Annotated in this window: 12 protein-coding genes; 9 read left to right on the top strand and 3 right to left on the bottom strand. The window is 46.5% G+C overall.

The annotated features are described in order from the left end of the window. Positions 1-3: 3 nt before the first annotated feature. The 9 genes from F3J22_RS25240 (at position 4) to F3J22_RS25200 (ending at position 9887) form a co-directional block, all read left to right on the top strand. Positions 4-1620 carry a RagB/SusD family nutrient uptake outer membrane protein gene (locus F3J22_RS25240; RefSeq protein ID WP_167020688.1) on the top strand — a complete coding sequence of 539 codons (1617 nt, stop codon included), beginning with the start codon at positions 4-6 and terminating at the stop codon, positions 1618-1620. A 137-nt stretch (positions 1621-1757) separates the two neighbouring features. Further along, on the top strand, positions 1758-2975 hold the full coding sequence (locus tag F3J22_RS25235) for a glycosyl hydrolase family 18 protein (RefSeq protein WP_167020687.1): 1218 nt from the start codon (positions 1758-1760) through the stop codon (positions 2973-2975). A 226-nt stretch (positions 2976-3201) separates the two neighbouring features. Beyond that, positions 3202-3990, top strand: a complete 789-nt coding sequence (locus tag F3J22_RS25230; protein WP_167020686.1) for a helix-turn-helix transcriptional regulator — start codon at positions 3202-3204, stop codon at positions 3988-3990. 82 nt (positions 3991-4072) lie between these two features. Beyond that, positions 4073-4600, top strand: a complete 528-nt coding sequence (locus F3J22_RS25225; RefSeq protein ID WP_167020685.1) for an SRPBCC family protein — start codon at positions 4073-4075, stop codon at positions 4598-4600. Positions 4601-4735: 135 nt separating this feature from the next. Continuing rightward, complete coding sequence (locus F3J22_RS25220) at positions 4736-5584, top strand: class I SAM-dependent methyltransferase (RefSeq protein ID WP_167020684.1); 849 nt, start codon at positions 4736-4738, stop codon at positions 5582-5584. A 127-nt stretch (positions 5585-5711) separates the two neighbouring features. Continuing rightward, the gene (locus F3J22_RS25215; RefSeq protein ID WP_167020683.1) at positions 5712-6056 is read left to right on the top strand and encodes a YrdB family protein; all 345 of its coding nucleotides are present in this window, start codon (positions 5712-5714) and stop codon (positions 6054-6056) included. Positions 6057-6150: 94 nt separating this feature from the next. After that, positions 6151-6606: a protein-disulfide reductase DsbD domain-containing protein gene (locus F3J22_RS25210; protein WP_167020682.1), complete on the top strand. Its 456-nt coding sequence runs from the start codon at positions 6151-6153 to the stop codon at positions 6604-6606. A 507-nt stretch (positions 6607-7113) separates the two neighbouring features. Beyond that, positions 7114-8925 (top strand): glycoside hydrolase family 30 beta sandwich domain-containing protein, encoded by a 1812-nt coding sequence (locus tag F3J22_RS25205; RefSeq protein ID WP_167020681.1) that lies wholly within the window; start codon positions 7114-7116, stop codon positions 8923-8925. A gap of 65 nt (positions 8926-8990) precedes the next feature. After that, positions 8991-9887, top strand: a complete 897-nt coding sequence (locus F3J22_RS25200) for a hypothetical protein (RefSeq protein ID WP_167020680.1) — start codon at positions 8991-8993, stop codon at positions 9885-9887. Here F3J22_RS25200 and F3J22_RS25195 read toward each other — a convergent pair. The 3 genes from F3J22_RS25195 to F3J22_RS25185 form a co-directional block, all read right to left on the bottom strand. After that, positions 9884-11767, bottom strand: coding sequence for a 7TM diverse intracellular signaling domain-containing protein (locus F3J22_RS25195; RefSeq protein ID WP_240155172.1), 1884 nt, complete (start codon positions 11765-11767; stop codon positions 9884-9886). The two genes, F3J22_RS25200 and F3J22_RS25195, sit on opposite strands and share 4 nt — an antisense overlap. A 221-nt stretch (positions 11768-11988) precedes the next feature. Then, positions 11989-13518 (bottom strand): arylsulfatase, encoded by a 1530-nt coding sequence (locus F3J22_RS25190; RefSeq protein ID WP_167020679.1) that lies wholly within the window; start codon positions 13516-13518, stop codon positions 11989-11991. Between the two features lie 15 nt (positions 13519-13533). Then, complete coding sequence (locus tag F3J22_RS25185; RefSeq protein WP_167020678.1) at positions 13534-15192, bottom strand: RagB/SusD family nutrient uptake outer membrane protein; 1659 nt, start codon at positions 15190-15192, stop codon at positions 13534-13536. Positions 15193-15204 lie beyond the last annotated feature (12 nt).

Raw genomic sequence — 15204 nt, 5'->3', positions numbered from 1 at the left:
GTTATGAATCAACATATATCGTGGTATAAACGAATAAGCCTGATCGCGGCGGGTGCTTTATTGCTGCTGTCAGTATCCTGCACCAAAAATTTTGAGGACTATAACAGGGACCCGTCCAAGGCGACAGATTCGCTGTTGCAATACGATTACATCGGGAAAGCGATTTTCATTACCCAAATGGAGAAAAGTGTTTTCCCCAATGCCACTACAGGCGATGCTTCTGTTTACCAGGTAGGACAAAATTTATGTGCCGACGTTTTCAGTGGTTTCCTGGCATTTCCGACCCCTTTTGGTGGTAGCCGGAATAATGCTACCTACGCGTTGAATGATGGCTGGACACGCGCCTATTTCAACAATGAACTGAATAATGTGCTGAGTGGATGGCTGGAGATAAAAAGAAGAGACAGCATTTCCAATCCTGAAATTTTTGCCGTAGCGCAAATCATCAAGGTGCTGTCTATGCAGCGGGTGACTGACCTGTACGGTCCTATGCCTTATTCTGCTTATGGCGGCGGAGGATTTAGTGTGGCATATGATAGCCAGGAAACCATCTACCGTTCTTTCTTTACTGACCTTGATAAAGCGATCGCGAGCCTGGATAAATATACCAAAGCAAATCCGGGTGCAAAGCCTATTGAGAAATACGACCTGGTTTATAGCGGTGATTTCATCAAATGGATGCGGCTGGCCAATTCCATCAAGCTGAGAGCTGCGATGCGCCTGTCGTATGTATTGCCGGACCTTGCCAGACAAAAAGCAGAAGAGGCCGTAGCAGATGCACATGGCCTGCTGACAGATAATAACGATAATGCCCTGTTGCAAACGCAGGGAGGTATTACTATTGTGAACCCACTATATGTTATCTCTGAAACATATGGGGCAGATACACGTATGTCTGCCAACATGGAATCGTTCCTGACCGGGTTCCATGACCCGAGGATTGCAGCGTATTTCAATACTTCGACAGAGTTCCCGGGTGTATATAAAGGCATCAGGGCAGGAATTGATATTGTTGCTAAAGATGACCGGAAAAACTTTTCTGGTCTGCATGTAACAGTATCTACACCTATCCAGTGGATGACAGCTGCGGAAGTTTATTTCCTGCGTGCGGAAGGTGCTTTGAGAAACTGGAATATGAATGGTACCGCTAAAGCATTGTATGAGCAGGGGATACAGGTATCTTTTGCCAAAGAAAACGTTCCTGGTGTAGCTACCTATCTGGCAGATAACACCAGTACTGCAGCTCCTTATACAGACCCTGTAGATAGTAAGAATAATGTTGCTCCCGGCGCTCCTGAGCTAAGTACCATTACGATCAGGTGGGAAGATGGAGATAGTTTTGAGAAAAACCTGGAGCGTATTATAACCCAGAAATGGATTGCTATTTATCCGGAAGGTGGAGAAGGCTGGTCTGAATTAAGACGTACGGGGTATCCTAAAACATTCCCGATAGTAGTGAATTACAGTAACGGTGTGATTAGTACGCAGACCAGGGTAAGACGCCTGCCTTTCCCATTACCTGAGTATAACACCAATGCCCTTGAAGTGCAAAAGGCGGTAGGCCTGTTAGGCGGTCCGGATAATGGAAGTACCCGGTTATGGTGGGATAAGAAACCATAGTGTTATGGGTCTGCCCTTCATCTATTTACAAGCGCAAATACGTTAGCACAGTTATTTTCTATAGAACAGTGATTGAAAACAGATGCCCGGATTTTTTATTTCAAATGATGCATTCTTAATCATTAAATCAAAAAAAAATGCCAGGAACATTCTCCATTTTTACCCGCCTTTTTTCATTGGGAGCTGTCGCATTGCTGATGGTCTCCGGTTGTTCTAAAAACCTCCGCGAGGAAAAACCGCAGTCATTGACTGTTAATAAATCGATGACAGGAGGGACACTTACCTTAACAGGAGCTGGATTGGATAGTCTGATTGCCTATAAGAACAGTCCGCATCAGTTGATGATGGGTTATTACAGAACCTGGGGCGATTATGTCACCGATCCGGTTAATTATAAAACCCGCATGACTGATCTGCCAGACAGTCTGGATATCGTGAGCGTATTTACCGATTATACACCGGCTACCAATCCTTATTGGGATACGCTCAAGCTGGTATATGTTCCTTACCTGCATGCACGGGGCACTAAAGTAGTGTACACCGGCGGTTATTTTGCAGGTGCGTCTACCAATCCGACGGGACTGGCCAGTTGGGTAAGTGGTATCATGACAATGATCAATACTTACAACTACGACGGATATGATATAGACATTGAAAGCACGGCTACCGGTACCACCTTGCAGGATCAGATAGCCTGTTTTCAGGCTTTGTCGCAGTACCTGGGGCCTTTATCCGGCACAGGAAAGCTGTTGATTTATGATACCAATCAGAATGGTAATGCGTTGATGTCAGGCATCAAAAATATGGTGAGTTATGTGTTTTTGCAGGCCTACTGGCGGAATGTAACCAGCTTGCAGGGTACCTTTAATACTTACAGTTCCTATATTACTCCTTCCAGGTTCCTGGTAGGCGTATCTTATGAAGACGGCACCGGTTACCAGGCAGGCCAGATGCCCGCTTATGCGGCATGGCAGCCAACGCAGGGTACTAAGGGCGGCGTATTCGCTTATGGTATAGATATGGAAGGTCCTAATTCGGGTCGTAATTATGTAACTACTAACGCCGCTATACAGGCGATGAACCCTGCTTCGGTGTATTTTTATCAGAGTGCATCGTATGCTGGTACGATGTCGCTGCCGCTGGCAAAAGGTACCTATACTACTGCGCAACTGGCTACCGCTGGTGTACCTGATAATTGGGCTTCCTCTGTAAAAATCCCTGTTGGCTGGACAGTTATCATGTATGATAACGATAATTTCGCAGGCACTTCCTGGACACTCACTGCCAGCAATAGTGCATTGTCTTCTTTGTCGCCAAAAGCAAATGGTAAAATGTCATCTGTGAAAATCCAATAACGTTAATTTCATTAACGTCCTGTTTAACCGATACCGTGTTGCGGGGAGTAGAAATATCCATGTAAAAGATCGCAGGAGGAGATTTCCTTCTGCGATCTTTTGTTTTTGCAGATTTTATGAAGATGGATCTCCGCACATTCATTTTTATAGTAGGCCTGTGCCCGGTAAGAAGGGTGACATTCTTTTTCGCTGTTAATGTCTATTTTTAGTATATCAAACAACTGATATGCAAGTTCAGACTTTTCAGCCTTCCCCTGTATTGATGAATGTGGTTCAGCGGTATACCATCGTTGAGACAGCGGGCATGGCAGATACGTTGGTCGTGCCGCATTTTGGATTTGTACTGGCAATACAATACTGTGGCCAGGTAAGCGTGAGCGGCAGCATGTCAGGCAAAGCAGAAGAGAAGCTGATGATACCCGGTATGGTATTGTCAGGTATCAGGAATTCCTCGCGGAAGTTCTGTTACGATGCCGGTACAGGTACTATACTGGTACAGTTCCGGGAGGCAGGCGCTTACGCCATTTTCAGGCAGTCGCTGCCGGATTTTTTTGAACACTTTGAGCCGGTAGCGCATTTGTTTGCAGGTGCAGATATTCGCAGATGGTATGAGCAGATAGGCAATGCCACCAGCCACCAGGAACGGATAGGCATAATAGAACAGTGGTTAACCGCCAGGCTGCTGCATAATGATGCAGACAAACTGGTTACGGAGGCTGTAAGGCAGATACATCTTAACGCGGGTATTATATCCGTAGGCGGACTGGCACAAGCCTACGATTTAAGCATCGATACATTTGAAAAGCGGTTCAGAAAGGTAGTGGGTGCTACCCCCAAGCAATTTGCAAATATTGCGCGTATGAAGTCGCTGATAGCAGACAAGGGCAATAACAGGTCGCTGACGGAACTCGCCCATAAATATGAATATTATGACCAATCGCACTTTATAAGACAATTTCGGGGATTTACCGGGCAGTCGCCAAGAGAATTTTTTAAAACACCATATAGTTGGTAAGCCCCTGATTTTTTACAATTTGGTTGAAAACAAAGTATGTTACTTTGTAATAAAAATACCTCCATTGATAAAAAAGAAGTTAATGACTGCGGTATACATTTTATTGGGCATAGTGGCGCTATTGCTGCTGGTGCCGCTATTTACCACCAAAGATTATGTGATCCGGAAAGAGGTTATCATCAATAAGCCGGTGGCGGAAGTATATGGCTTTTTAATGTATTTGAAGAACCACCGGCAGTTTAACGCATGGCTGCTGAAGGACCCGGGTCTGCAAACAACCATTAGCGGCACAGATGGGCAGGTAGGTTGTGTACTTGCCTATACCGGTAACAAAGATGTTGGTTCCGGGGAACTGGAGTTAAAGGGCCTGGAAGACAATAAACGTGTGGCAGTGGAGCTGCACTTTCTGAAGCCATTTAAAAGCACAGCGGAAACACCATTTGACCTTACTGCTGAAGACGCCTCACATACGAGGGTCAGCTGGACCATGAAAGGACATTTTAACTACCCTATGAACCTCGCACTGCTGTTTATCAACATGGATAATTTCCTGGGTAAGGATGTTCAGCATAGTCTGGATAAACTGAAAGTGATATTAGAATCGAGATAGTCAGGAAATATACAACAACGATTTTGCAGGCAGGCGGCGTTTAAATTTACCCGGTTTTAAATATATTACAGTGGGGAAATGCTGCAAAAAAGCAGGTTTACCCTTCACTATCTGTAATTATTTAAGCTGCAGGATATGACATCTGAAAAACCAATTCAACCGGATAATACCGCGGTAAGAACTGCATTATGGCGTGCCTTGCACCTTCAGGCCGACGCAAAGCCCTATGTAATGGAAGATGAAGTCGGACTGCGGTTAGTTGCCCCTGACGATGACTGGCAGGAGCGTCCGGATATGAAATATACCAAAAGGCTGAGGGCTTCCGTTGTAGCACGTTCCCGTTTTATTGAAGATATCGCAAAGACCCAGATAGAAAAAGGTGTCAGGCAATACGTATTGTTAGGTGCCGGCCTGGATAGTTTTGCCCAAAGAAATACAGTATTAGGCCCCCAGGTTGACATCTACGAGATTGACCAGCCGGATACGCTGGCATGGAAAAAGAAAAGGTTGAAGGAAACCGGCTACGGTGTTGCGGATAATCTTCATTTTGTACCGGTCAACTTCGAAGTGTCGTCCTGGTGGAAGGAGCTGTTGAAAAGTGGTTTTGATGTGCAGCAACGTGCGGTGGTATCCTGTGTGGGTGTAACGATTTATCTTACCCGGGAAACTATCGCAGCTACGCTACAAAAAATGAAGCTGCTGGCTCCTGGCTCCACGATCGCCATCGCCTTTTATTTACCCATAGATATGCTGGACAAGGAAGACCAGCCTATGCAGGAAATAGCCATCAAAGGAGCAGCGGCAGCAGGCACTCCCTTCGTCAGCTTTTTCAGTGAAGAGCAAATTAAAGCACTCGCCAGAGAAGCAGGTCTGAAAGATATTCAGACTATCTCTACAAAAGATATGACAGATAGGTATTTTCAAAACAGGATAGACGATTTTGTACCTGCCAGTGGGGAGGTGTTTCTTGTAGCAACTACCTGATATTAATTGCCTGTCAGTTTTAAATCTTACCTGGTTTTTCTGCCAGGAGTGGAGGAGGAAGCAACAATGAAAATCAGGTGGATTTGTTATTTTTGGTACCTATTGAAATCCTAATCCTGTTTATCTTATGTTCCTCATCAAGTCATTAAATCGCTTGCTTGCTTTTTCACTGGAGATTATTATGCTGATAGTGGTAGTGTATGTACCTGTTAAAACTATTGTATCTCCCTGGGTGAAATACCTGGTGGCTGCGGGCTTATTCGCGCTGATAATCCTGTTATGGGCTATATGGGCAGCGCCCACCTCCAGGACCCGGTTAAAATTGCCTTATATCCTGGTCTTCAAATTCCTGATCTATCTTATTCCAACTTACCTGCTATACAGAGCAGGCATGCGCAACTATGCAGGGATATTATATCTGCTGGTGGCGATTTCTGAAATAGCGGCCGTGTTTTTTCATGAGTATAACTGAGTTATGAGCGGGTGCAGGCAGGTATCAATGGCGGCGCCAATCGGAAGGAAAGTTCTATCTTGAATCAGATTTATAAACCAACCGATCATTACGTATGAAACAGCTGCTATCTGTACTATTTTTCTGTGCCCTGCCTTTTTTTGCTGTTGCACAGATTGAAAATCCTGTAAACTGGAATTTCTCTTCGAAGAAAATAAATGCGAATACCTATGAAATTCATATGACGGCCATCATTGATGCAGGCTGGCATATATATGCGCAGGAAAGCGGGGAGGGGCCCATTCCTACCTCTTTCAGCCTGATGAAGAATGCTATTGTAACGCCGGCGGGAAAGGTATTGGAGCAAGGCTCCCTGAAGAAAGTGTACGACACCAATTACAAAACTGATTTAAAATATTACGAGCATAAGGTAGATTTTGTGCAGCAGGTGAAGGTAAAAGGTACCGGTTCTACAAAACTGAAAGGTACCGTTGAGTTCATGGCATGTGATGACCATCAATGCCTGCCCGCCAAAAAAGTGGATTTTGCCATCAGCATTGGAGGAAAGTAAGATAATTGAATAATGATAAAAGGAAACGCCGCCTCTGATAGCAGAGGCGGCGTTTCCTTTTATAAGTTCACAAGGGATTCACGCGTTGCTTTTGCTGGCTATCAGCGAGAAAAAATTATGTTTTTTAAGTGTATTATGCAGCGTTAACCAACAAATTTCTCTCCTGCTAAACGGATGCTTTTCAACGTTTATGCCTATACGTAGCATGTGCCTTAAGTGAATTATCATGTGTTGTCATCTGTTGAAAATCAGTTGTTTGTGATAAAATTTCCTTGTTTTTTTGATTTTTATTTTGATAAATTTGATCAGCAGGGAAATAGTATAACCGATGAAATTAGCTCACCTGGTAAATTAATCTGTCCAGACAAACGTCTACCTAAAAATTCCACGATAATGAATTGTTATTTGTACCCGATAACCATAAACAAAGCACCTATGACTTAGCAAATCTGCACTGAAACATAAACCCTGATCAACCAATTTATAACCAGAAAAATAATCCACATTATGAAGAAAAATTATCTGCGGCTTGCCGCCGTGGGCATGCTATGCCTGGCCATGTATGCCTGTAAGAAAAACATGTATATGCCCGATGAGGCAAAGGGAACTACCACTGCCAGGGCCAATGAGTCGGTAAGTGTATGGATGACCTCCGGCGACCAGAGTAAACTACTGCAGCAGCAAGGCAACGTTACCTTTGCAGCGGATGCCGGTTCTTCCGGTACTACCATTACTGTAAATGAAGGAACTACCTATCAGGGTATCGATGGTTTCGGTTTCACCCTCACCCAGGGTAGTGCCAAATTAATCAGCAATCTGTCGGCATCAGCGCAAAGCTCCCTGTTGAATGAACTGTTCAGTCCTTCCAGTGGTATCGGACTGTCGGTGGTACGCGTCGGCATCGGCGCTACCGATCTGAGTGATTATTCCTTTACTTACCGCGATGGCGCTTCCTTTAGCTTGTCTGGCCCCGACCTGACGTACACCATTCCCATCCTGAAAAAAATCCTGGCGATCAATCCGGCAATCAAAGTACTGGCCACGCCATGGACGGCGCCTACCTGGATGAAATCCAACGGCTCTTTTTCCGGCGGCACCCTGAAGGCAGAGAACTATGAGAGCTACGGACAATACTGGCTGGATTATATGAACGCCATGCGCGGACAAGGTATCGAAATCTGGGGCGTAACACCGCAGAACGAACCGCTGAACGCCAACAATGAGCCCAGCATGACCCTTACCAAAGAAAATGAACTGGGACTGATTAACAGCTATATGGGCCCTAAGCTGCGTGGCGCCGGCTTCAATTGTAAGATCATCTGCTATGACCACAACTGTGATAATACCGATTTTCCTACCTATGTTGCCAATAACAGTACTTATGTGGATGGTTCGGCATTTCACCTCTATGGCGGCAATATCTCTGCCATGACCACCGTAAAGAATGCTACCAATAAGAACGTTTATTTCACAGAACAGTATACCTCTACCAGCGGCAGCTTCTCCGGCGATTTCGCCTGGCATACCCAGAACGTGGTGCTCGGATCACTTAATAACTGGTCCAGGACCGTATTGGAATGGAACCTCGCCAGCGACTCCCAGGGTGGCCCTCACACACCTGGTGGCAGCTCTAACTCTATGGGCGCTATCACGATCGATGGCAGTACCATTACAAGGAGAGTAGGGTATTATATTATTGCACAGGTTTCTAAATTCGTACAGCCAGGCGCGGTACGTATTTCATCCAACAGCTCCGGCAATATCCAGACAACCGCCTTTAAAAACAGCGATGGGTCAAAAGTGCTGCTGGCCTATAATACCGGTTCTTCCAGCGTTTCATTTAAAGTGCTGTGGGGCAGCCAGTCATTTACCTATACCTTACCTGGTGGCTCGTCTGCAACGTTTAAATGGTCAGGAGCAGGCAGCACCGGCACTACTGCGCCTATCGGACAGAATATTACGCTGAAAGGTTTTAATAACATGTACGTTAGCAGTGAGAATGGTACACAGGCCATGAACTGCAACAGGGCAACAGCATCCGGCTGGGAAACTTTCACCGTGATCGACGCCGGCAGCGGAAAGATTGCATTGCAGGCGATGGGCAAATATGTATCATCAGAAAATGGTGCACAGGCGATTACCTGTAACCGCACCACTGTTGGCGACTGGGAAAAGTTTGACTGGGTGGTGAATGCCGACGGTAAAATATCCCTTCGTGGCAATAACGGACTGTATGTAAGTTCCGAAAACGGTACCCAGGCCATGACCTGTACCCGTACTGCTATTTCCGGCTGGGAAGCATTTGGTGTAAATCAGTAATCCTATCCAATCATTTACGTTTACCCACCAGGCCCTTGCCGGGTGGGTAAACTTATTCATATAAGATGAAATCCTTGCTGTTAAAAGTTATGTGCCTGCTAAGCTGCATGGCTGCGCAGGCGCAGGATAGTGCACAGATCCTTACTATAGATTTATCCGGTGGGTATCAGACATCGGCGCTGCAATGGTCGATTGCAGGAAATGCCGGTAATGCAGCGGTTAATGTATTGTCTGAAGTGAAATGGCGTGCACTGGGTGGCCCTGTGTTAAATGGCGGGATACGATTTACCCCTTTCCCGCGGTGGTTTGCAGGGGTAGACATATCCAGCTGTTTTATTAAAACAGGACATGCAACAGATAACGATTATGGAGCAAACGACCGTCATCTGCCTACCTATCATGCGAATTTAGACAGCGATGAAGGTTCCATATCAGCTTACAGGTTGTACGGAGGATATCATTTCCTGCAACGGAAAAGGCTGGAATTATCGGTATTTGCAGGCTATACGATCAACAAGGCAAATTTATTCCTGCTGGATCACGCCGCAGCAGTGGCCGGTGAGAAAAATCTCAGGTGTACCTACAATACCAGCTGGAAAGGTATGATTGGAGGTATATCGGGGTTGTACCGGGTTGCATCCTGGCTGGAAATAGCCGGCGACCTGCAGTACGGCCAGCTGCATTATGCCGCTGTGGCCGACTGGAACCTGATAGCTGCCTTCCAGCATCCGGTGAGCTTCCGGCAGTATGCCAGGGGGTATGATGTAAGAATGTCTTTCAGTACGGTTTTCCGGCTGAATCATTACATGGTACTGCTTGTATCCGGCGTATACAATCGTTCGGAAACCGGCACCGGAACGGATGATTTGTACCTGGATTCCGGCGCAGTGCAGACCACCCGGTTCAATGGCGCTACTACACACGCCCTTAACCTGGCTGTTGGCACCAGGTTTCAATTTTAAACTTTCATGATCAGGTCCATCCAGCTACCTTTTTTATTTTTCCTGGTAGTCATGGATTCTGCCTCCAGGAGATTTTTAATTCGTACGGCATAGGCCCAGCAAGTACCCTGGCGCATACCTGTTTTTTCCGCAATCTGGTAAGACGATATATTCCCTTTGGTAGTAAACACCAGGTATACGATGTAAAATGCTTTGTTGATCGGTATACGGTTATTTTCAAAAATAGTATCGTTCATCGGAGATTCTTCATAGGCGCATTTATTACAGCGGCGACTGAATGGTTTGCGGCCTTTGCTGAAGTTATTGTAATTACATTTTTTGCAGGAGTATCCTTTGCTCCATTTCAGGTCTGCCAGGAAGCTGTAGCATTTTTCCTGATCGGGATATTTCTGGCTGAATTCTTCAAATGTCAGCTCCGCAGAGGTGATCCTGGCATCTGTTATTTTTTCAATATTCGTTTTTAATTCGGCATTATCTTTCTCCAGTAATTTATTCATGCGGGCGATCTCCTGTGCCTGCTGGTAGATTTCCTGGGATTGTAATTCCAGCTGCCTGGTACGTTCGGCCACCTGTTCTTCCAGTAGCTGATTGGCAGATGCCTGTAGTTTGAGATGATGCTGCATGTGAAAAAAGGCATCGTCCTGCGCCTGTTTCTTTTCCTTTCTTAAAAGTCTTACCTGGTCGCCGATGGAAAAAGATAGCAAAATCATCTCCATAACAAATCCAAATACCATACTGTAATGTGCCGCTACAGACAGGTTTCCGCTGATCAGCCCCAGCACATTGATTAATTTTCCGATAGCGCCGAGAAAGAGCAGGGCGTAGCCCAACACAAAGAAGCGTGCCGGCTTAAAGCCCTTGTACCAGATAATGATACCGGCAATAAATGCTGCGAAGAGTGGTATGAAATCAAGAAATTTGTAGATAAACCATTCTTTTCTGAAAAACAGGCAAACGATAAAGAATACGGTCCGTATAACGATGATCCCGTTCAAAAGCCTGTATAGGAAAGGACTTTGTCTTTTTACACGCAATAATGTTCTGGCAAAGATGAGTGCAAATATACTCATGCAATATAGGGAGATGCCATACATGTATACATTTAGTCCGGGTGTACCCGGCCAGATAAACTGAAAGGCAATACCATCTGTGCTCATCTCATAAACGCCCACACTAACAATATACAGTACATAATACAGGTAGTGATTGAGGCCGGTGGCCATCAGCATGAGGAGGTTATAAAAACAGAAAACGAGTATCATACCATAAAACAACCCATAGGTGATATATTCCACGAGGGCATAGTTGATGAAACGCTCTGCCGTGCGGTATACCATGATGAAGTTGATTTCATTCAGCGACTTCACCCGCACGTAATAGGTATAATCGCCTTTCGACAGATCAGGCACCTGGAATTCGAAGTTCTTGTGCTGGTAAAGGCGGTGGCGGAATTGCTCTGCTGCCCCGGAATGTGCCGCGATATATTCGCCATTGGCATCGGGGAGATAAATCGTTATATCATCGATAGTCTGATCAAAAAACTCAATGATGCTTTGCTTCTTTTCTATGGAATCACCCAGGATCACATGTACCTTAAACCAGTATGCAGACTGCTGGTCTGTATTTTTGGGATAGTAGCTGGTGTTGGCTTGAAATTCACCTGCTGCATCGCGGGAGCGGGCCTCTTTAAACTGCATGGTGCCGGCGGGGTCTTCCAGCCAGCTGATTTCATCATTGGTGAAAATATACTCTGCTGTGGTGTGGTTGATGTGTACAGGGCGCTGTGCCTGCACGCTGGTGGAAATACAGAAGCATAATAGCATTGCTATAATACAGCAGCGTATCATTTTTGAATACAGTGGCATGTTGGTTGAATGCATCGTATAAGCATAATAGTTATACCGTATTGCGGTATAAGGTACGTGGAATAACGGCGAATCTATTTAGGTATCGTTGACGCCCTAAATTAAGGAAAGTCGCGGATTTCTGGCATCGTATCCTGAAAAGAAATTAGTTTGAAGAGGGGATAAGCGTCAATGGTGAAAATAAAAAGCCGCCTCTACTGCGTAGAGACGGCTTTTTGAATGGCGGAAAAACAGGTTTACCTGCTGCTTTCAGCGGCTGATACTGCTTTTAGCTTTTCAGCCATGGCATTGGTTTTTGTGGGATCTTTTTTTGCGAGATTGTCTTTCTCGAATACATCTTTTTTAATATTATAGAGCTGTGGTGCCGGATCGGTACCCATTTCGATCTGAACCTCATCGGCATATTTACGGCCATTGGAAGGGGTGATATATTTATAATCTCCTTCTATGAGTGCGAGTGCATTTCCCTGTGTGATAATATAGGGGCGACTCTTACCCGATTTTCCCAGCAGTTGTTGCAGCATATCGAAGCTGTCCGGTGCATCATCATTCGCGATAGGCTGACCGGTGAGTTTTGCCAGCGATGAAAAGAAGTCTATCTGGCCTATCAGGGCATTGGAAACGGACGGCTTTTTAATAGTGGCAGGCCATTTAACGATCAGCGGAACGCGTGCGCCGGCTTCAAAGCTGCTGTATTTACCGCCTCTGAGCGGGCCTGCGGGCTTATGGCTGCCAACGAGTTCAACTGCCTGGTCGAGGTAGCCGTCGTTGAGAACAGGTCCATTATCACTGCTGAAGATGATCATGGTGTTTTGTGTCAGCCCGAGGGAATCCAGTGCATGAACGATCTGGCCTACTGTCCAGTCGAGCTGCAGGATGGCATCACCACGGAGTCCCATACCGCTTTTACCTCTGAACATACTGTTAGGGTAGCGGGGTACGTGGATATCGCCGCTGGCGAAGTAGATAAAAAATGGGTTCGTTTTATTTTCTCCGATGAAGCTGATGGCTTTTTGTGTGATGATGCCTGCGATATTTTCATCTTTCCACCTGGCGCTGTTGCCTCCTGTCATCCAGCCGATGCGGCTGATACTGTCGATGATGGTCTGGTCGTGACCCTGGTGGGGATCTGTGCGCATACGTAGCTTTTCCGGATTTTCTTTTCCGGTAGGATCGTTGCCTACTTTATGTTTATAGCTGACGGTGATAGGGTCATTTTTGTCGAGATTGACGACATGGTGGTTCTCCACGAAAACGCAGGGCACGCGGTCGAGCGTTGCCGGCATGATAAAGGAGTAGTTGAACCCTACTTCGTTGGGGCCTGGTTTCAGTTCGGTATTCCAGTCGATGGTGGTACCCGGATTTCCTATGCCCAGGTGCCATTTGCCGATGGCTGCGGTGTGGTATCCGGCATCCTGGAGCATCCCTGGCAGCGTTTTATGGTCTGTTGGTATGATCAGGGACGCATCGCCGGGAGCGATGCCGGTGCCTTTCTGCCGCCACGGGTAACGGCCGGTGAGTATACCATAACGGGAAGGTGTACACGTAGCACTGGTAGCATAGCCATTGGTAAAGCGTACACCCTGCCGGGCGAGCTGATCGATGTTAGGCGTCTGAATTCTTTTCATACCATAGCAGCTGATATCGCCATAGCCCAGGTCATCGGCATAAATGACGATGATGTTGGGCTTTTGCTGCGCGGATAGTCTGGTGGTGGTTCCCAGCAGGAAGAATATCCCTGCTGTGAACAGATACAATCTTTTCATATGCTTATTGCTGAGTTATTGCAACTTTGGATTGATATTTACTTCTGACAGCGGTACCGGCCATTTTTCATCTGTGCCTGCTCTGAAAGCCTTGCTGGTGACGTACCAGCGGCTATAAGGGTCTACGGTGCCGGCGGCATTCTTACGCAGGTTCTTTGCGTTCGGGAATGGAGCGCCATAGAAATCACCTTTTAATACCTGGGCGGCAATACCCCAGCGCAGGAGGTCCCAGTAACGGAGGCCTTCCATGGCGAGTTCGTTGCGGCGCTCACGGCGAAGGACAGGCCGCAGGGTAGCGGCGTCTGTAACCTTTACCGGTGGCATATTCACTGCTGCACGGCCACGTACTTTGTTGATGGTAGCATCGAGTAACGACTGGTCAATGGCATCTCCGGCTTCCAGTTTAGCTTCAAGGTAACTGAGCAATACTTCTGCATAGCGGATCACGGGAAGGTCGATGCCTGAGTTCTGCAGGTCGCCAGTGAAGGTTTCACTGTTATATTTCCTGATACAGAAGCCTGTTCTGGTGGCTTGTTTGGTGGTAGTCAGCTGGTCGCTGCTGCTGACGGAATCCGGATGTGATACATAGCGCAGGTTTTTAAATAAATTCCCGTTATACAGGATATTCAGTTTCAGCCTGGGATCCCTGCCGGCACCAAGATCATTCGGGTTGTAACGGGCATCAGTAAACGAAAATGGGGTGCCGTCGTTGAATTCATATGATTCTACCAGGCTTCCCAGCGGACAATACAGGTGCCAGCCGCCGGCTACTGCCGGGTACATATGCTGTAACATGGCATTGGAGCCATAATCCACTACATATTGCGTAGCGAAGATGATCTCCTTGCTGGTTTCATTGCTGCCGTTAAAAAGGCCCGCATAGTCCGGGTCAATGATGTTGTCGTTATAATCGATGATCTGTTTGTAGGTACTGGCTGCCTGTGCATATTTTTTTTCTGAGAGATATAATCTTCCGAGAAAAGCCAGGGCAGCCTGCTTGGAGGCACGGCCACGCTCTGTTGATGCAAGGTCTTTGTATTGCGGAAGATCTGCCACGGCGGCATTTAATTCATCGATCACAAACTGAACGATGGAATCTTTGGGCGCCTTTAAAACGTGGTTGGCTTCATATGCAGACAGCGAGCGGGTTACAAGGGGTACCGACTGCCAGAACTGCGACATGTAAAAATAGGTGCAGGCACGCAGGAAGCGGGCTTCTGCTGTCAGGCGGGCGAGTTTATCTTTTGATACAGGCGTTTTGGCCACATTCTCCAGGAAGTAATTGGCTCTTGCAATACGGGTATAGCTGGCCGACCAGTATTCACCGAGGACACCAAGATCATTGGTCATGGTGCCATTACTGAGACGGTTAATGGCGGAATTATCGCCACGGCGGTCGTAGGCATTGTCGGACGCAAACTCCTGGAACAGCAGCCCGTAATACGACCACCAGTCGGTGGCAGTGAATTCTGCAGCCTTGTTCATCTGGATATTTCCTCTGTAAACACCTGTTAAGGCAATCATGGCATTTTGCTCACTGGTCCAGAATGTTTCGTTGGAGTAAGTGGTAAGGGGAGAGGTATCCAGGTCTTTTTTGCAGGCACTTATGGCAAGTAGCAGCAACAGTAAAACTGTTGTTGTCAGCGATGTATATTTTTTATGAATAGTCGTCATGATAAGCAATTT

This window comes from Chitinophaga sp. Cy-1792 (genome assembly GCF_011752935.1).
GTDB lineage: Bacteria > Bacteroidota > Bacteroidia > Chitinophagales > Chitinophagaceae > Chitinophaga.
The sequence above is the reverse complement of the archived record's forward strand: the minus strand, read 5'-3'. Positions and strand labels throughout refer to the sequence as shown.

Bases quoted from the DNA above. Each gene is read 5' to 3' on its own strand.
- F3J22_RS25200 (WP_167020680.1), top strand. From the start codon at position 8,991: ATGAAATCCTTGCTGTTAAAAGTTATGTGCCTGCTAAGCTGCATGGCT.
- F3J22_RS25190 (WP_167020679.1), bottom strand. From the start codon at position 13,518: ATGAAAAGATTGTATCTGTTCACAGCAGGGATATTCTTCCTGCTGGGA.
- F3J22_RS25210 (WP_167020682.1), top strand. From the start codon at position 6,151: ATGAAACAGCTGCTATCTGTACTATTTTTCTGTGCCCTGCCTTTTTTT.
- F3J22_RS25240 (WP_167020688.1), top strand. From the start codon at position 4: ATGAATCAACATATATCGTGGTATAAACGAATAAGCCTGATCGCGGCG.
- F3J22_RS25205 (WP_167020681.1), top strand. From the start codon at position 7,114: ATGAAGAAAAATTATCTGCGGCTTGCCGCCGTGGGCATGCTATGCCTG.
- F3J22_RS25225 (WP_167020685.1), top strand. From the start codon at position 4,073: ATGACTGCGGTATACATTTTATTGGGCATAGTGGCGCTATTGCTGCTG.
- F3J22_RS25235 (WP_167020687.1), top strand. From the start codon at position 1,758: ATGCCAGGAACATTCTCCATTTTTACCCGCCTTTTTTCATTGGGAGCT.
- F3J22_RS25220 (WP_167020684.1), top strand. From the start codon at position 4,736: ATGACATCTGAAAAACCAATTCAACCGGATAATACCGCGGTAAGAACT.
- F3J22_RS25215 (WP_167020683.1), top strand. From the start codon at position 5,712: ATGTTCCTCATCAAGTCATTAAATCGCTTGCTTGCTTTTTCACTGGAG.
- F3J22_RS25195 (WP_240155172.1), bottom strand. From the start codon at position 11,767: ATGCATTCAACCAACATGCCACTGTATTCAAAAATGATACGCTGCTGT.
- F3J22_RS25230 (WP_167020686.1), top strand. From the start codon at position 3,202: ATGCAAGTTCAGACTTTTCAGCCTTCCCCTGTATTGATGAATGTGGTT.
- F3J22_RS25185 (WP_167020678.1), bottom strand. From the start codon at position 15,192: ATGACGACTATTCATAAAAAATATACATCGCTGACAACAACAGTTTTA.